Source organism: Streptomyces taklimakanensis (assembly GCF_009709575.1).
Lineage (GTDB): Bacteria > Actinomycetota > Actinomycetes > Streptomycetales > Streptomycetaceae > Streptomyces > Streptomyces taklimakanensis.
In genome coordinates this window covers 2951481-2968504 of record NZ_WIXO01000001.1, presented here as the reverse complement: position 1 = coordinate 2968504, position 17024 = coordinate 2951481, and the positions used below count along the sequence as shown (strand labels likewise).

General features: G+C 69.3%; 18 protein-coding genes. 9 read left to right on the top strand and 9 right to left on the bottom strand.

Translation table 11 applies throughout. The features are described from left to right. Positions 1-81 precede the first annotated feature (81 nt). The 4 genes from sigM to trxA all read left to right on the top strand — a co-directional run bounded on the left by sigM (position 82) and on the right by trxA (position 3275). Entirely contained in the window at positions 82-813 is a 732-nt protein-coding gene (sigM, locus tag F0L17_RS12955; RefSeq protein ID WP_162466809.1) for an RNA polymerase sigma factor SigM, read from the top strand. A gap of 596 nt (positions 814-1409) precedes the next feature. After that, a complete protein-coding gene (locus F0L17_RS28320; protein WP_162466142.1) occupies positions 1410-1757 on the top strand; it encodes a hypothetical protein in 348 nt (115 codons plus the stop codon). Between the two features lie 131 nt (positions 1758-1888). Further along, positions 1889-2887, top strand: a complete 999-nt coding sequence (gene trxB, locus F0L17_RS12950; protein WP_162466141.1) for a thioredoxin-disulfide reductase — start codon at positions 1889-1891, stop codon at positions 2885-2887. A 58-nt stretch (positions 2888-2945) separates the two neighbouring features. Continuing rightward, complete coding sequence (gene trxA, locus F0L17_RS12945; protein ID WP_162466808.1) at positions 2946-3275, top strand: thioredoxin; 330 nt, start codon at positions 2946-2948, stop codon at positions 3273-3275. 113 nt (positions 3276-3388) lie between these two features. Here trxA and F0L17_RS12940 read toward each other — a convergent pair whose 3' ends face one another. The 9 genes from F0L17_RS12940 to rpmH all read right to left on the bottom strand — a co-directional run bounded on the left by F0L17_RS12940 (position 3389) and on the right by rpmH (position 9667). Further along, positions 3389-4006: a GNAT family N-acetyltransferase gene (locus F0L17_RS12940; RefSeq protein WP_155071193.1), complete on the bottom strand. Its 618-nt coding sequence runs from the start codon at positions 4004-4006 to the stop codon at positions 3389-3391. A gap of 45 nt (positions 4007-4051) precedes the next feature. Beyond that, the gene (locus F0L17_RS12935) at positions 4052-5155 is read right to left on the bottom strand and encodes a ParB/RepB/Spo0J family partition protein (protein WP_162466140.1); all 1104 of its coding nucleotides are present in this window, start codon (positions 5153-5155) and stop codon (positions 4052-4054) included. Next, entirely contained in the window at positions 5152-6225 is a 1074-nt protein-coding gene (locus F0L17_RS12930; protein WP_155071192.1) for a ParA family protein, read from the bottom strand. The genes F0L17_RS12935 and F0L17_RS12930 overlap by 4 nt, the downstream gene beginning before the upstream one ends. 235 nt (positions 6226-6460) lie before the next feature. Further along, a complete protein-coding gene (gene rsmG / locus F0L17_RS12925) occupies positions 6461-7192 on the bottom strand; it encodes a 16S rRNA (guanine(527)-N(7))-methyltransferase RsmG (RefSeq protein ID WP_162466139.1) in 732 nt (243 codons plus the stop codon). Next, positions 7189-7686, bottom strand: coding sequence for a R3H domain-containing nucleic acid-binding protein (locus tag F0L17_RS12920; RefSeq protein WP_162466138.1), 498 nt, complete (start codon positions 7684-7686; stop codon positions 7189-7191). The genes rsmG and F0L17_RS12920 overlap by 4 nt, the downstream gene beginning before the upstream one ends. An 11-nt stretch (positions 7687-7697) precedes the next feature. Then, positions 7698-8807: a membrane protein insertase YidC gene (gene yidC, locus F0L17_RS12915; protein ID WP_162466807.1), complete on the bottom strand. Its 1110-nt coding sequence runs from the start codon at positions 8805-8807 to the stop codon at positions 7698-7700. Positions 8808-8819: 12 nt separating this feature from the next. Next, positions 8820-9107 (bottom strand): membrane protein insertion efficiency factor YidD, encoded by a 288-nt coding sequence (gene yidD / locus F0L17_RS12910; protein WP_162466137.1) that lies wholly within the window; start codon positions 9105-9107, stop codon positions 8820-8822. Beyond that, the gene (gene rnpA / locus F0L17_RS12905; RefSeq protein WP_162466136.1) at positions 9104-9496 is read right to left on the bottom strand and encodes a ribonuclease P protein component; all 393 of its coding nucleotides are present in this window, start codon (positions 9494-9496) and stop codon (positions 9104-9106) included. The genes yidD and rnpA overlap by 4 nt, the downstream gene beginning before the upstream one ends. Positions 9497-9529: 33 nt before the next feature. Further along, a complete protein-coding gene (rpmH, locus tag F0L17_RS12900) occupies positions 9530-9667 on the bottom strand; it encodes a 50S ribosomal protein L34 (RefSeq protein ID WP_037911426.1) in 138 nt (45 codons plus the stop codon). Between the two features lie 377 nt (positions 9668-10044). Between rpmH and dnaA the strand changes: the two genes are divergently transcribed. The 5 genes from dnaA to F0L17_RS12875 all read left to right on the top strand — a co-directional run bounded on the left by dnaA (position 10045) and on the right by F0L17_RS12875 (position 16943). Further along, on the top strand, positions 10045-11871 hold the full coding sequence (gene dnaA / locus F0L17_RS12895) for a chromosomal replication initiator protein DnaA (protein WP_162466135.1): 1827 nt from the start codon (positions 10045-10047) through the stop codon (positions 11869-11871). A gap of 1069 nt (positions 11872-12940) precedes the next feature. Beyond that, on the top strand, positions 12941-14071 hold the full coding sequence (gene dnaN / locus F0L17_RS12890) for a DNA polymerase III subunit beta (RefSeq protein WP_162466134.1): 1131 nt from the start codon (positions 12941-12943) through the stop codon (positions 14069-14071). A 214-nt stretch (positions 14072-14285) separates the two neighbouring features. Continuing rightward, positions 14286-15221: a phosphogluconate dehydrogenase (NAD(+)-dependent, decarboxylating) gene (gnd, locus tag F0L17_RS12885; protein ID WP_155071189.1), complete on the top strand. Its 936-nt coding sequence runs from the start codon at positions 14286-14288 to the stop codon at positions 15219-15221. Positions 15222-15237: 16 nt separating this feature from the next. Next, complete coding sequence (recF, locus tag F0L17_RS12880) at positions 15238-16359, top strand: DNA replication/repair protein RecF (protein ID WP_155071188.1); 1122 nt, start codon at positions 15238-15240, stop codon at positions 16357-16359. A gap of 44 nt (positions 16360-16403) precedes the next feature. Further along, complete coding sequence (locus F0L17_RS12875) at positions 16404-16943, top strand: DciA family protein (RefSeq protein WP_338018256.1); 540 nt, start codon at positions 16404-16406, stop codon at positions 16941-16943. Positions 16944-17024: the final 81 nt, after the last annotated feature.

The following is a 17024-nucleotide window of genomic DNA, read 5'->3' as shown; positions in this document are numbered from 1 at the left end:
CCGGCTCACCGGCCGGCACCGACCCGCTCGGCTACCGCGGACACAACGGTTCGAGGAGGGAAGCGGTCGGTGGGCGACGAGGTGAGGGACGGTTCCGACGACGGCACGGAGGGCTCGCGAGATCCCGGTGACGTCCGCGATCTCGACGACCGGGAACTCCTCGCCCGCCACGTCGCCGGCGACACGAGCGCCTTCGGTGAGATCGTGCGTCGCCACCGCGACCGGCTGTGGGCGGTCGCCCTGCGCGTGCTGGGAGACCGTGAGGAGGCCGCCGATGCCGTCCAGGACGCCTTCGTGTCCGCCTACCGCGCCGCCCACACCTTCCGCGGCCGATCGGCCGTCACCACCTGGCTGCACCGGATCACCGTGAACGCGTGTCTGGACCGTGCCCGCAAGGCCGCCGGCCGCCGCACCTCGCCCGTGGCCGAGCCCGAGCGCCTGGAGCGTTTGCTGGAGCCTCACGAGTCCGCCGCCGTACCGGCCGAGCGCCAGGACCTCCGACGGCAGCTCGTCGCCGCGCTCTCCGAGCTGCCGCCCGAACAACGGGCCGCGCTCGTCCTCGTCGACATGCAGGGGTATCCGGTGGCCGAGGCCGCCCGGATCCTCGATGTCGCCGTCGGAACCGTCAAGAGCCGCTGCGCTCGGGGGCGCGCCCGACTGTTGCCGCTCGTCAGCCATCTGCGCCCTCAGGGACCCGCAGGGGATAGCCTGCGGGAAACAGGGGGAAGGAACCGGACGCAGGGGACGTCCGTCCCACCGGCACGAGAGAAGCCGGGTGCCAGGGCCGTGAAGGGCGGAGGTGAACACGCATGACATCCACGTCCTCCGCGCCGTACGGAAGGGAAGAGCACCCCGAGGTCACCGAGATCTCCGACCTCACCGAGGGGCTGCTCCCTCCTGATCGATCGGCCCGGGTACGCGCCCATCTGTCCGACTGCGGGCTGTGCATGGACGTGCGGACATCCCTGGAGGAGATTCGCAGCACCTTGGGGACCCTTCCGGGACCGGCGCGCATGCCCTCCGACATCGCGGGCCGCATCGACGCCGCCTTGGCCGCCGAGGCCCTCTTGGACGCGTCGGGTGCCGGCTCCGCCCCTTCCGTGGACGCTCCCACCTCCCAGCGGGAGCACGACATGTCCCGCCCCCCTCACCCTGGGCGAGACACCGTTTCACGTGAAACAACGCGCGCCGATCGCCCTGCGGGGCACGCCCGGGGAGCAACCGGACCGGGCCGCTCGTCCCGTGATCGCACCCGGCGACTGCGCGGTGCCCTCATCGGTGCCGTGGGGACCGCGGCCGCGCTCGCCTTGGGCGTTCTCCTCCTGCCGGGCCCGGAAACGGGCGGTGGAGCCGATCAAGCCGCCTCGGGGACTGCGGAGAGTTCCACGGAAGACCGATCCGATCTGGCGTTGGAGGAACAGGTCCGGTCCCTCCTCTCCGACGGCGCGGCCGAGAAACCGAAGCAGAAGAAGAACGCGAACCCCGGGCTGCTGGAGTCCGAGGAGTCCGACTTCAGCACCAAGGCCAGCCCCGAAGCCCCCGCCGTACCGCCGTGCGTCCGCGAGGGCATCGGCCGGGACGAGACCCCCTTGGCCGTCGGTCTGGAGCCCTACCGCGGACAGCAGGCGTACATCGTGGTCCTGCCGCATCACAGCGGTGGAACACATGTGGACGCCTACGCGGTCGACGCCGCCTGCGTCGAGAAGAATCCTCCCGCTCCGGGCGAGGTCATCGGCACCGGCACCTACGAGCGCTGAGTCTCTCCGCGCGCGCCGTCACGGACGGGAATGCCCGCCTCATAGGATTCGTTGGGTGGGATGGGTCTCCAGCGGAGGCCCATCCCCACGGCATCCACCGGCAGACCCATCGGCAGACAAGGAAGACTCCCGTGAGCGACGTCCGCAACGTGATCATCATCGGCTCCGGGCCGGCCGGCTATACCGCAGCGCTCTACACTGCTCGCGCTTCGCTGAAGCCTCTGGTCTTCGAGGGCTCGGTGACCGCCGGTGGCGCGCTGATGAACACCACCGAGGTGGAGAACTTTCCCGGCTTCCGCGACGGCATCATGGGCCCGGACCTGATGGAGAACATGCGCGCCCAGGCCGAGCGCTTCGGCGCCGAGCTGGTCGCCGACGACGTCACCGCCGTGGACCTGGAGAGCGAGGTCAAGTCGGTGACCGACTCCGCCGGCACCGTCCACCGTGCCCGGGCCATCATCATCGCCACCGGATCCCAGCACCGCACGCTCGGTCTGCCGAAGGAGGCCGAGCTGTCCGGGCGCGGCGTGTCCTACTGCGCCACCTGCGACGGTTTCTTCTTCAAGGGCCAGCACATCGCCGTGGTGGGCGGTGGCGACACCGCGATGGAAGAGGCCACCTTCCTCTCGCGGTTCGCCGAGAAGGTGACCATCGTCCACCGCCGCGACACCCTGCGTGCCTCCAAGGCCATGCAGGAGCGGGCCTTCGCCGACGAGAAGATCGAGTTCGCCTGGAACAGCGAGGTCGCCGAGCTCCACGAGGCCGGAGGCAAGCTGTCCGGGCTGACCCTGCGCGACACCGTCACCGGTGCCACCTCCGAGCTGCCGGCGACCGGCCTGTTCGTCGCCATCGGTCACGACCCGCGCACCGAGCTGTTCAAGGGCACCCTGGAGCTGGACGGCGAAGGCTATCTGAAGGTCGCCGCGCCCTCCACCCGGACCAACATCCCCGGCGTCTTCGCCGCCGGCGACGTGGTCGACCACACCTACCGCCAGGCCATCACCGCCGCCGGCACCGGCTGCTCCGCTGCCCTGGACGCCGAGCGCTACCTGGCCGCTCTGGTCGACGCCCCCGAGAAGCACGTCGCCGAGCCGGAGAAGACCGACGAGGCCGCGGCCGCCGTCCTCTGACACGCCCGAGAACAGCTTCACCTCGAAGCCCACATTCCCTACCCCGAGAAACAAGGAGATTGCCATGGCCACCGTGACCGCCACCGACGCCGACTTCGAGGACGTCGTCCTCAAGAGCGACAAGCCCGTCCTGGTCGACTTCTGGGCGGCCTGGTGTGGTCCGTGCCGTCAGATCGCCCCGTCGCTGGAGGCGATCTCGGAGGAGCAGGCGGACAAGATCACCGTCGTCAAGCTCAACATCGACGAGAACCCGGCCACCGCCGCCAAGTACGGGATCATGTCCATCCCGACGATGAACGTCTACCAGGGCGGCGAGGTCGTCAAGACGATCGTCGGCGCCAAGCCCAAGGCCGCCATCGAGCGCGACCTGGCCGACTTCATCGGCTGATGTTTCACGTGGAACAGGCCCGCTCCCGATCGGGGGCGGGCCTGTTCCGTTGAAAGACGCGTGTCCTCTCCCGAGCGCATCTCCTCTCCCGAGGAGCCGTCCGCCTCGGGGCCTCACAGAGGGCGGAGGGCGGGTTCCTTCTGCACTGCTCCCAGCAACCGATCGATGGCCTGCTCGACATCCTGCCGCCAGGAGAGAGTGGTCCGTAGCTCCAGCCTCAACCGGGGATAGGAGGGGTGCGGCCGGACGGTCTTGAAACCGACCGCGAGGAGGTGCTCTGCGGGAAGCAGGCAGGCGGGCTCCTTCCAGCGCGCATCCCCGAACGCCTCGATCGCTTTGAAGCCCCGCCGCAGTACGTCCTTCGCCACCGTCTGCACCATCACCCGTCCCAGCCCTTGCCCCTGGTACCCGGGCACCAGCCAGGCCGTCATCAGCTGCACGGCATCCCGCGAAACGGGGCTGGTGGGAAACGCGGTCGACCGCGGCACATAGGCGGGCGGCGCGTACAACACATACCCCACCGGCACATCATCGATGTAGACGATCCGCCCGCAGGACCCCCACTCCAGCAGGACCGCCGATATCCAGGCCTCTTTCTCCAGCTCCGGCCGACCCGCCTTCACCGCGGCCTCACCGCTGACGGGATCCAGCTCCCAGAAGACACACCTGCGGCAGCGTTTCGGAAGGTCCGGCAGGTTGTCCAAGGTGAGAGGAACGAGCCGACGCCCCATGGACACATGGTATCCATGGGGCGCCGTCTTTCCGGTTCATCCGGCTCACTCGCCGCTGTCGTCGTCTCCCTTGGAGAGCTGCTCCTCCAGCAGTTGGTTCTCGCCGGGAGCGAGCTGACTCAGGATTCTCTCCAGATCCTCCATCGAGGCGAACTCGACGACGATCTTCCCCTTCTTCTGTCCCAGATCCACCTTCACCCGGGTCTCGAAGCGGTCCGAGAGACGGGTCGCCAGGTGGTCCAGGGCGGGGGAGACCCGCTTACCGGCTCGTGGCCCCTTGCGTGCCCTGCTCTTCGGCTTTGCCCCCATCAGGGTCACGATCTCCTCGACCGCCCGCACCGAGAGTCCCTCGGCCACGATGCGGTGAGCGAGCTTGTCCTGCTCCTCGGAGTCCTCCACCGAGAGCAGGGCACGGGCGTGCCCTGCCGACAGCACTCCGGCAGCCACTCGCCGTTGCACCGACGGCGAGAGCCGCAGCAACCGTAGTGTGTTGGAGACCTGAGGACGGGAGCGACCGATACGGTCGGCCAACTGATCGTGAGTGCAGTTGAAGTCCTTCAGCAGTTGGTCGTATGCCGCCGCTTCCTCCAACGGATTCAACTGCGCCCGGTGCAGGTTCTCCAGCAGGGCGTCCAGAAGGAGCTTCTCGTCCTCCGTGGCACGGATGATCGCCGGGATCTTCTCCAGGCCGGCTTCGCGACAGGCCCGCCAGCGCCGCTCTCCCATGATGAGCTCATAGCGCTCCGCCCCCAGCTGCCGTACGACGACGGGCTGAAGGAGGCCCACCTCTCGGATGGAGGTGACCAGCTCCGCCAGAGCGTCCTCGTCGAAGACTTCCCGGGGCTGCCTGGGGTTCGGTGTGATCGAGTCGATCGGCACCTCGGCGAAGTGCGCCCCGGCCGACTCACCGGTCACCGTTCTGTCCACCGTCTCGGTTTCACGTGAAACACCGGATGCGGATCCGTCGTCGGTCAGAGCCGCCACCTTGGCCGCCGCCACCCCGCGTCCCGGCGTCAACACCGGAACCGCGGTGGGAGAGAGCGTACCGTTCTCGTCCACCACCGGGGTGATGGTGTCGTCCGTTCCCGTGGGCGCCGCGGGGATCAGTGCACCGAGCCCTCGACCCAGCCCTCTACGCCGTTCTGTCACTGAGTCCCCTCCACCATGTGCTGTTCCTGCTGCGTGCGGACGCCCCGCAGCGCGATTTCCCGGGCCGCTTCCAGATAGGAGAGCGATCCGCTGGAGCCCGGGTCGTAGGTGAGAACCGTCTGCCCATAACTGGGCGCTTCCGAGATGCGGACCGAACGGGGAATGTTGGTCCGCAGCACCTCCTTGCCGAAGTGCCCACGTACCTCCTCCGCCACCTGGGAGGCCAGCCGCGTCCGACCGTCGTACATCGTGAGCAGGATCGTCGAGACATGGAGCTTGGGGTTGAGGTGGCCCTTCACCAGCTCGACATTCCGCAACAGCTGTCCAAGCCCCTCCAGCGCGTAGTACTCACACTGGATCGGAATGACCACCTCGGCACCGGCGACCAAGGCGTTGACGGTCAACAGGCCGAGCGAGGGCGGACAGTCGATGAAGATGTAGTCCAGGGGCTGCTCATAGACCGCGATCGCCTTCTGTAGACGGCTCTCACGCGCCACCAGCGACACCAGTTCGATCTCCGCACCGGCGAGATCGATCGTGGCGGGGGCACAGAAGAGGCCTTCCACCTCCCGCACCGGCTGGACGACATCGGAGAGGGGCTTGCCGTCCACCAGGACGTCGTAGATCGACGGCACCTCGGCATGGTGGTCTATCCCCAGCGCCGTGGAGGCGTTTCCCTGTGGATCGAGGTCGATCACCAGCACCCGGGCCCCGTGCAGGGCCAGCGAAGCCGCGAGGTTCACCGTGGTCGTGGTCTTGCCGACCCCGCCCTTCTGGTTGGCCACCACCATCACCCGTGTCTCCTCGGGCCTGGGGAGGGTCTCACCGGCACGGTTCATCGCCTCGACCGCCTGCTGGGCAGCACGTCCGACCGGGGCGGAGGCATCCGCTTCGTAGCCGGAGGAAACGTCCATCGGGGGCGGTGTCTCACTCGGCGTTTCACGTGAAACATCCGCCGTTTCGGAACGGGGACCCGGGACCGGATCGGTCATCGGTCCCGCGATATGGCCGTCGGACCGCAACGGTTCACTCTCCTCGACATCAGGCTCGCTATGGGAAGAGCCTGCCATGCCCTCCGGGCCGGGAACCAGCGAGCCCCGCTCACCTGTGGACGAATCCACCGTGGAGCGGGGCTCTGATGGGCTCGGAGTGTCCGCCGCACGCCCTCGGCGAATGAATCCATGCAGCAAAAAGCGACGTTTCACGGGAAGCACGATGCATCCGCACCGTGCTTCCCACGCGGAGACACTCCGAAGCGGAATCTCTATGGGGGCTCTACGGAGTAATCGGACTCGTCCGGATCCGTCACCGCCGACGGCGCACCCCTCGGGAGCGACCGGTTCTGGCGGCCTTGGCCCGCTTGGCGGCGAAACGGACTCCACCGGGGCTCTCCCCGACCTCGGCCCGCACCACGGTGGCCGGCTGCTCCACCAGTCCCTTGCCGACTCGGAGCACCGATGACTCCACCACGCCGAGTTTCTGGAGCGCGGCCCGCGCCGCCTTCAGCTCCTCCTCCGCGGTGTCGCCCTTCAGTGCCAGCATCTCGCCGTAAGGCCGCAACAGTGGTACACCCCACCCCGCGAGCCGATCCAACGGCGCAACCGCCCGAGCCGTCACCACGTGCACCGGCGGAAGCGAACCGAGGACCTCCTCGGCCCGGCCCCGCACCACGGAGACATGATCCAGGCCCAACAGTTCCACGGCCTCCTGGAGGAAGGTCGTCCGCCGCAGCAACGGCTCCAGCAGCGTGATCCTCAGATCCGGCCGCACCAGTGCGAGCGGAATGCCCGGCAGACCGGCGCCCGATCCGACATCACAGACCGTGACGCCCTCGGGCACCACCTCCGAGAGCACCGCGCAGTTCAGCAGATGGCGCTCCCAGAGCCGCGGCACCTCGCGCGGCCCGATCAGTCCACGCTTGACCCCCACCTCAGCCAGCAGCTCCGCGTAGCGGGACGCATCGGCGAGGCGCTCACCGAAAACCTCCCGCGCCACCTCGGGCGCGGGAGGAAGGTCCGACGACGTGGGCTCCGTCACGGCAGCACGACCACGCAGCGCTGTGGCTCCTCGCCCTCGGACTCGCTGTGCAGTCCGGCCGCGGCCACCGCATCGTGTACGACCTTGCGCTCGAAGGGCGTCATCGGCTTCAGCTTCACCGGTTCGCCGGTGCGCTTGACCTCCCTGACCGCCCGGTCGCCCAGCTCCGTCAGTTCCTCGCGCTTGCGCGCTCGGTGACCCGCGATGTCCAGCATCAGCCGGCTGCGGTCCCCGGTCTCCCGGAGCACCGCGAGGCGTGTCAGCTCCTGGAGTGCCTCCAGGACCTCACCGTCCCTGCCGACGAGCTTCTGCAGATCCCGGCTCTCGCCATCGCTGATGATCGACACGGCGGCACGGTCGGCCTCGACGTCCATGTCGATGTCGCCGTCGAGGTCCGCGATGTCGAGGAGCCCCTCAAGGTAGTCGGCCGCGATCTCACCCTCCTGCTCAAGGCGGGTCAGGGTGTCGGCGCCCTCTGCGGTCGTGTCCGTCACGGGTGGACTCCTTACTTCTTGGAGGGGTGCTTGGGACGCTGCGGGCCCTTGCGCTGCCCGGACTTCTTCTTCGCCTTCTGACCGGGACGCGCCGCCTGGGAGCCCCCGGAGCTGCCCTTGGTCATCGAGGGCTTCTGCTCCTCGGCCTCGGCCTCCGCCTCGGCCGCCTTCTTCGCCTCGGCCTGCGCGATGGCCGCCTGACGCTGGGCCTTGGTCATACGCTTGGGCTGCCTACGGTTGGCGCGGGCGGCCTCCACGGCCTTCTTCGTCTGGACCTCGGCCGGGTCCTCCTTGAGCTTGCCCTTGGCACGGAGCTTCTCCTGGCGCTGCTTGTAGGCCAGCGAGCCCGGGGTCGGGTTGCGCTTGATGATGTACATCTGCTGCCCGAGGGTCCACACGTTGGTGGTCAGCCAGTAGACGAGGACACCGACGGGGAAGTTGATGCCGAAGACGGCGAAGATGATCGGGAAGACGTACATCAGCATCTTCTGCTGCTGCATGAACGGCGTCTTCACCGTCAGGTCGACGTTCTTGGTCATCAGCTGGCGCTGCGTGTAGAACTGCGACGCCGACATCAGCAGGATCATGATGACCGTGACGACGCGGACGTCGGTCAGCGTGGCGTGCAGCGCTTCGACCTTGTCGGCGCTGTCCATGAACCGGGCCGCGATCGGGGCCCCGACGATGTGCGCGTTACGGGCGCTGTCGACCAGCTCGGCGTCCATGGCGCCGACCTGCTGGTCGTTGGCGATCTTGTTCAGTACCTGGTAGAGCGCCAGGAAGAAGGGCGACTGGAGCAGAATCGGAAGGCAGCTGGAGAGCGGGTTGGTGCCCGTCTCCTTGTACAGCTTCATCATCTCTTCCGACTGGCGCTGCCGGTCGTTCTTGTAGCGCTCCTGGATCGCCTTCATCTTCGGCTGGAGCGCCTGCATGTTCCGTGTCGCCTTGATCTGCTTCACGAAGAGCGGGATCAGGGCGATACGGATCACGATCACCAGCGAGACGATGGACAGACCCCAGGCCCAGCCGCTGTCCTCGTCGAAGACGAGGCTGTACAGCTTGTGGAACTGGACGATGGTCCAGGAAACAACGGCATAGAGAGGACCGAGGATCGTGTCGATCGTGTCCACGAGTCAGGCTCCTTGGGCATTGGACTGGGTCCGGTGCTCCCAGCGGCTGCGCAGTCGCTGATGCCAGACCGGGTGCTTCCGGGCGGGAACGTGGTCGACCCCTCCGGGCGACCACGGGTTGCAGCGCAGGATGCGCCAAGCGGTCAGCGCCGTCCCCTTCACCGCGCCGTGCCGACGGATGGCCTCGTAGCCGTAGCGCGAACACGACGGGTAGTACCTGCACACCGGACCGAGCATCGGGCTGATGGTCCACTGGTACAGCTTGATCAACCACAGCAGCGGGTACTTCACGACGGCCCTCCAAGCAGCCGCTGCAGTGCGGAGTCCAGATCACGGGCCAGCTTGTCGTGGTCCGCCTCGCCCGCACCGGGCAGCGCCCGTATGACCATCAGGCTACCGGGCGGCAGGAGTGCGAGCCGATCCCGGACGAGATGACGCAACCGCCGCTTCACACGGTTGCGGACCACCGCGTTGCCCACGGCCTTGCTCACGACGAAACCCGCACGCGGCGGAGGGACGACTCCCTCGGCTGCGTGCGGGTCCGTACGCCCCCCGGAATCGCTCCGGGGGGACCCCCTGCGCAGATGGACGACGAGAAGCGGGCGGCCGGCCCGGCGTCCTCGCCGTACCGCGATCGCGAAGTCCTCGCGCCGCCTCAGCCGGTTCTCGGTGGGCAGCACGTCACAAACCCGCGGTCTGGTCTTTCGGGCCGGTCAGGCCGACAGGCGGGCGCGGCCCTTGCCACGGCGGGACGCGATGATCGCGCGACCGGCACGCGTCCGCATGCGCAGCCGGAAGCCATGGGTCTTCGCGCGACGGCGGTTGTTCGGCTGGAAGGTGCGCTTGCTCACTCGGGGGCTCCAGAAATGTCTTGTGTCTCAAGCGAGACGTGTGGGGCGCCGAATGGCTGTCACCGTGCGCCCACGAGTAGCTCGCATACGCCCGAGTGCACCGCTTCTATGATCACCAGGATCTTGCCCATCGGAGGCAGGCGGCAGCAGCCATCGACAACTCGACCTGGTTACGGTACGCGGGCCCGAGGCGTCCGGTCAAACCAGAGCCACCCGAGCGGTTCTGTACACAGCCTGTGGACAACGACTTGAACCGTGCACGCCGCGCTGACTACCTTGGCTGGACCTCGTTTCCTTCCGGACCGTCCCAAGCACCACACACGGGTGGGACTGTCGAAGACCATCCAACCCACCCAGCGAGTGAGAGAGCGTGCCCTGTGGCTGACGTACCTGCCGATCTTGCCGCAGTGTGGCCACGCGTGCTGGAACAGCTCCTCGCCGACGGCCAGGGAGTCGAGGCCAAGGACCAGCGGTGGCTCAAAGACTGCCAGCCCCTGGTGCTGGTGTCCGGCACCGCGCTGCTCGGCGTGCCCAACGAGTACGCCAAGGGTGTCCTGGAAGGTCGTCTCTCCCCCCTGATCACCGATGCCCTCAGCCGCGAGTGCCGGCAGCCCATCCGGCTCGCCATCACCGTGACCGGACCGGCTCCCGAACCGCCGGCGCCCACGCCTCCGACGTCCCACGAGGCATCCCAGCACCCGCAGCACCAGCAGCCCGCGCCGCACCAGCAGGCCCTCCACTACGACGAGCCGCCCTACGACCCCCACGGCGGCCCCCAACACGGCGAACCCCGACACGGAGGTCCACGGCACGGCGGGCGGCGCGGCCCCCAGCACGAGGAGCACGAAGAACTCGAGCTGCCCAACGCGCGCCCCGCCTACCCGGACTACCCGCGCTCCCCCCGGCAGCACCAGCCGGGCGCCTGGCCGCGCCCGCAGGACAACGAACCCTGGCAGCCGTCCCGTGAGCCGTACCCGTCACCGGCTCCACCGTACGAACAGCCCTCCTACGACGGTCGCCACCACGGTTCTCCCTACGACCAGCCGCCGGTGCCGCGCTACGACGGGTCCGGGGCCACGGGCCGCGCGACCACACCCCAACTCCCCGCGCCCAGCGGTGCCCCCGGCCCGCTCGCCGCACAACCGGCGCCCGCTCCCGGACCGGGCGAGCCGACCGCCCGCCTGAATCCCAAGTACCTCTTCGACACCTTCGTCATCGGCGCGTCCAACCGCTTCGCGCACGCCGCCGCGGTGGCCGTCGCGGAGGCTCCGGCGAAGGCCTACAACCCGCTGTTCATCTACGGCGAGTCCGGGCTGGGCAAGACGCACCTGCTGCACGCCATCGGGCACTACGCCCGCAGCCTGTATCCGGGCACCCGGGTGCGGTACGTGAGCTCGGAGGAGTTCACCAACGAGTTCATCAACTCCATCCGCGACGGCAAGGCGGACGCGTTCCGCAAGCGCTACCGCGACATGGACATCCTGCTCGTGGACGACATCCAGTTCCTCGCGAGCAAGGAGTCGACGCAGGAGGAGTTCTTCCACACCTTCAACACCCTCCACAACGCCAACAAGCAGATCGTGCTCTCCTCCGACCGGCCGCCCAAGCAACTGGTCACCCTGGAGGACCGGCTGCGCAACCGCTTCGAGTGGGGGCTGATCACCGACGTCCAGCCGCCCGAGTTGGAGACGCGCATCGCGATCCTGCGGAAGAAGGCCGTCCAGGAGCAGTTGAACGCGCCGCCGGAGGTGCTGGAGTTCATCGCCTCCCGCATCTCGCGCAACATCCGCGAACTGGAGGGCGCGCTGATCCGGGTGACGGCCTTCGCCAGCCTCAACCGGCAGCCCGTCGACCTCGGCCTGACCGAGATCGTCCTGAAGGACCTGATCCCCGGCGGCGAGGACACCGCCCCGGAGATCACCGCCACCAACATCATGGCCGCCACCGCCGACTACTTCGGGCTGACGGTGGAGGACCTGTGCGGCTCCTCGCGCAGCCGTGTCCTGGTCACCGCGCGCCAGATCGCGATGTATCTGTGCCGCGAACTGACCGACCTGTCGCTGCCGAAGATCGGCGCCCAGTTCGGCGGTCGGGACCACACCACCGTCATGCACGCCGACCGCAAGATCCGCGCCCTGATGGCCGAGCGACGCTCCATCTACAACCAGGTCACCGAGCTGACCAACCGCATCAAGAACGCCTGACGGACGGCCGTCGCCGGGCGGGAGCGCGTCCACCGCCCCTCCGCCCGCCCGTTCCTCCTTCCCGCGGCTTCCCGCGGCTTCCCCGGCTCCGCGGCCCCCGCCGCTGCCACAGCCCCCGCCCTCCGGAGTCCTCGGCCACCGGAGGGCCTCGGTGTTCTCGCGGTGTCTTCCGGCGCCCGCGGCCGCCACGGCCGGCGCTCCCGAACTCCACCGGGTGTTTCCGACGCGCCCGCGGGCTTTCGGTGGCCCGTCCGCCCGGGCCGTCCGCTCCGGCGCCTCCGCCTCGACCCGTCCCCGGGGGACGGGAAGCGCCGGCCGCTGTTCGAATCCTCAGCTCCGGGACGCCTCGATCCACAGATTCTCCGACTTTCTCCCGTCCACACGTTGGGGACCGTCCGGTTGTCCCGAAAGCGTCCACAGGCGGCCTGCCGAATGATCAAATGGACCAGGTCAGCCGCCTGTGGATCTGTGGTCAGAAGTTTTCCACAGGCTGTGGAACACGATCCCGTCCACCGAAGGCGGGTCGAGTTGTCCACCGCCTGCCCACAGCAGGAGCCACGTTGTGCACAGCTTTTCCCCCGCCCTCCACAGGGCTGTCCACTGTTCGACAACATGACGCGCAACGTCACCGGTAAGTGTGAAAGGCGTCACACCAAGAGGCTCGGTTGGCCTGTTGAGAACCTGGGTAAAACTGTGGGCGCGCCTGGGGAGAAGTCCCGGGACGCTGTGAATCGGGTGTGCAGAACTCTCCGGCGTCCACAGGCACCCCCGCGTCGTCCACCGCCGCGCACACAGGGCCGGTGGACAAAATCTCCGCGCTGACCTGCATGGATCGAGTTATCCCCGGTTTCCACAGGCCCTACTACTACGACCACGGATATAAAGCGCGAACTTCGACCGGAAACGGGCCCTGTGCACAACTCGGCCCGACCGCCCTTCGCGCACCTCCTCCCGACTTGACCCCGACCCGCTCCTCCTGTCAGCGGTGTGCGTCAGACTGGTCTCCGGCGACAAGCCGACGACGAAGATCAGCAAGGCGAGCAGCCAGCAACAGCGGGAGGCGGCTTAAGTGAAGATCCGGGTGGAGCGCGACGTCCTCGCGGAGGCGGTGGCCTGGGCGGCCCGCAGCCTCCCGGCCCGGCCTCCGGTGCCGGTCCTCGCGGGGCTCCTGCTGAAGGCCGAGGAAGGTTCGCTGAGCCTGTCCGGGTTCGACTACGAGGTCTCGGCGCGGGTCTCGGTGGAGGCCGATGTGGAGGAGGAGGGGACGGTCCTGGTCTCCGGACGTCTCCTCGCCGACATCTCCCGAGCCCTCCCCAACCGTCCCGTGGAGATTTCCACAGACGGTGTACGGGTGAGCGTCGTCTGCGGCTCCTCGCGGTTCACACTCCACACACTGCCTGTGGAGGAGTACCCGTCGCTTCCCCAGATGCCGAGCGCGACTGGCACCGTCCCCGGCGAGGTCTTCGCCGCGGCCGCCGCCCAGGTCGCCATCGCCGCCGGGCGCGACGACACCCTGCCGGTGCTCACCGGTGTGCGGATCGAGATCGAAGGCGACACCGTCACCCTGGCCTCCACCGACCGCTACCGCTTCGCGGTCCGCGAGTTCCTGTGGAAGCCGGAGACGCCGGACGCCTCCGCGGTCGCCCTGGTACCGGCCAAGACGCTGCTGGACACGGCGAAGTCGCTCAGCGGTGGGGACAACGTGACGCTGGCGCTGTCCGGCTCGGGCACGGGCGAAGGCCTGATCGGCTTCGAGGGCAACGGCCGGCGGACGACGACGCGCCTGCTGGAGGGGGACCTCCCCAAGTACCGCACGCTCTTCCCGACGGAGTTCAACTCGGTCGCCGTGATCGAGACGGCCCCCTTCGTCGAAGCGGTCAAGCGTGTGTCGCTGGTGGCCGAGCGGAACACCCCGGTGCGGCTGAGCTTCGAGCAGGGCGTGCTGATCCTGGAGGCGGGTTCCAGCGACGACGCCCAGGCCGTGGAGCGCGTGGACGCGCGGCTGGAGGGCGAGGACATCTCGATCGCCTTCAATCCCGGCTTCCTGCTGGAGGGCCTGAGCGCGATCGACGCCCCGGTCGCCCAGCTGTCCTTCACCACCTCCACCAAGCCGGCCCTGCTCAGCGGCAGGCCCGCCGTGGACGCCGAGGCGGACGAGACGTACAAGTACCTGATCATGCCGGTGCGGCTGTCGGGCTGACGCGGAGGGCGGTCTTCCCGGCCGGTCCGGCCGGGAGCGTTCCCCGAGGGATGTGCTCGGCGGGTTCGGTGCGGCCGTCCGCCGGGGCGCGGGGGCGTCGGAAGCGCCGTTCGCGCGCAGACGAGCGGGGTGTGCCCGCAGCTGTGCGTGGTACCCCCGGGCGTAGGCTCGTACCCGGGTACGCAACACCAGGACACCGAAGAAAGGCCCCCTGATGGAGCTCGGTCTCGTCGGTCTCGGCAAGATGGGCGGCAACATGCGCGAACGCATCCGCCGCGCAGGCCACACCGTCGTCGGATACGACCGCAACCCGGACCTCGCCGACGTCCACAGCCTCCGGGAGCTCGTGGATTCCCTGAAGGCCCCGCGCGTGGTGTGGGTCATGGTCCCGGCCGGTGCCGCGACCCAGTCGACGATCGACGAGCTGGGCGAGTTGCTCTCTCCCGGCGACGTCGTCGTGGACGGTGGAAACTCCCGTTGGACCGACGACGAGCGGCACGCGGAGGAGCTGGCCGCCAAGGGCGTCGGCTTCGTGGACTGCGGCGTCTCCGGAGGCGTGTGGGGCCTGGAGAACGGCTACGCGCTGATGTACGGCGGCGACCCCGAGAACGTCGCCAAGGTCCAGCCGGTCTTCGACGCGCTCAAGCCGGAGGGCGAGTTCGGTTCCGTGCACGCCGGGAAGGTGGGCGCGGGCCACTTCGCCAAGATGGTCCACAACGGCATCGAGTACGCGATGATGCAGGCCTTCGCCGAGGGCTGGGAGCTGCTGGAGGCCGCGGAGGCCGTCACCGACGTCCGCGAGATCTTCCGCTCCTGGCGGGAGGGCACGGTCATCCGCTCCTGGCTGCTGGACCTGGCCGTCCGTGCGCTGGACGACGACGAGCACCTGGGGGCGCTGCGCGGCTACGCGGCCGACTCCGGTGAGGGACGCTGGACGGTGGAGGCGGCCATCGACCACGCCGTACCGCTGCCCGCGATCACGGCCTCGCTCTTCGCCCGCTTCTCGTCCCGGCAGGACGACTCCCCGCAGATGAAGATGATCGCCGCGCTGCGCAACCAGTTCGGTGGCCACGCGGTCACCTCCGCCGCCGGTGGTGAGAAGGGCGCCGACTCCCCCGGCGCGGACGTCGACCCGCCGGTCGGCGGCTGAACGGTCCAAGGATCCGATGCACGTCACGCATCTGTCGTTGGCCGACTTCCGGTCGTACGCCCGGGTCGAGGTTCCGCTCGATCCGGGCGTCACCGCTTTCGTCGGTCCGAACGGTCAGGGGAAGACCAACCTCGTCGAGGCGGTCGGCTACCTCGCCACGCTGGGCAGCCACCGGGTGTCCTCCGACGCGCCGTTGGTGCGGCGGGGAGCGGAGCGCGCGGTCGTGCGGGCGGTGGTGCGGCAGGGGGAGCGGCAGCAACTGGTGGAGCTGGAGCTCAATCCCGGGCGGGCCAACCGTGCCCGGATCAACCGGTCCTCGCAGGTCAGGCCGAGGGATGTGCTGGGCATCGTGCGCACGGTGCTGTTCGCGCCGGAGGATCTGGCGCTGGTGAAGGGCGATCCCGGCGAGCGGCGGAGGTTCCTGGACGAGCTGGTGACGGCGCGCTCGCCGCGGATGGCGGGGGTGCGGTCGGACTACGAGCGGGTGCTCAAGCAGCGCAACACCCTGTTGAAGACGGCGGCGATGGCGCGCCGGCACGGCGGGGGCTCCGGCGGCGGTGCGCTGTCCACGCTGGACGTGTGGGACCAGCACCTGGCGCGGGCCGGCGCGGAGCTGCTGGCCCACCGTACGGCGCTGGTGGCCGCGCTGGGGCCGCTGACGGACAAGGCGTACGAGCGGTTGGCGCCCGGGGGCGGCCCGGTGGTGTTGGAGTACCGCTCCCCGGTGGAGGGCGGCAGCCGGGAGGAGTTCTACGAGGGCATGTTGGCGGCGTTGGCCGACGCCCGCCGCCAGGAGATCGAGCGGGGTGTGACGTTGGTGGGTCCGCACCGTGACGACCTGCTGCTGCGGCTGGGTGAGTTGCCCGCGAAGGGGTACGCGAGCCACGGCGAGTCGTGGTCGTACGCGCTGGCGTTGCGCCTGGCCTCGTACGACCTGCTGCGCGGCGAGGGCAACGAGCCGGTGCTGGTGCTCGACGACGTCTTCGCGGAGTTGGACGTACGCCGTCGTGAACGGTTGGCGGAGCTGGTGGCGCACGGGGAGCAGGTGTTGGTGACGGCGGCGGTGGAGGAGGACGTGCCCGGGGTGTTGGCCGGGGCGCGGTACGCGGTCGCGGAGGGGGAGGTGGCCCGCCTGTGAGCGACGGCGGGGGCGCCGTGGGCGGAACGGGTGGTGGAGGCCCGGTGGGCGGCGGGGAGGGGTTCTCCCCGGCTCCGGTGGTCGAGCCCTCGGGCGTGGACCTGGCGAGGGTGGCGCTGCGGGCGGCCCGGGAACAGGCGAGGGCGCGCGGCGCGGCGGCACGGCAGAAGCGGCAGGCCCGCACCGGCGGCGGGCTGCGGTCGGGCGCGCGGCGGGACGGCCGCGATCCGCTGCCGCTGGGTGCGGCGATCGAGCGGTTGAAGACCGAGCGCGGCTGGGAGATGCCGATGGCGGTCGGCGGTGTGATGGGCCGCTGGCCGGAGCTGGTGGGGCCGGAGCTGGCCCGGCACTGCGTGCCGCAGTCGTACGACGAGCAGGCGCGGGTGTTGTCGGTGCGCTGCGACTCGACGGCGTGGGCCACGCAGGTGCGGTTGTTGGCTCCGCAGCTCGTGGCGCGGCTCAACGCCGATCTGGGACAGGGGTCGGTGAAGCTGATCAGGGTGCGGGGGCCGGAGGCGCCGGACACCCGGCACGGTCCGCTGCGTGCGCCGGGCAGTCGGGGGCCGGGGGACACCTACGGCTGACGGGTTCCGCTCGGTGGTCGGTCGGTTCGGCGACCGCCCGGGCCGCTCGGAACCCTTCCGGTCCGCCCCTCATCGCCCTTT

Coding starts and splice junctions, on each gene's coding strand:
- F0L17_RS12940 (WP_155071193.1), bottom strand. CDS start 4,006: ATGGGGCGTCGGCTCGTTCCTCTCACCTTGGACAACCTGCCGGACCTT.
- F0L17_RS12930 (WP_155071192.1), bottom strand. CDS start 6,225: ATGGCAGGCTCTTCCCATAGCGAGCCTGATGTCGAGGAGAGTGAACCG.
- gnd (WP_155071189.1), top strand. CDS start 14,286: ATGGAGCTCGGTCTCGTCGGTCTCGGCAAGATGGGCGGCAACATGCGC.
- recF (WP_155071188.1), top strand. CDS start 15,238: ATGCACGTCACGCATCTGTCGTTGGCCGACTTCCGGTCGTACGCCCGG.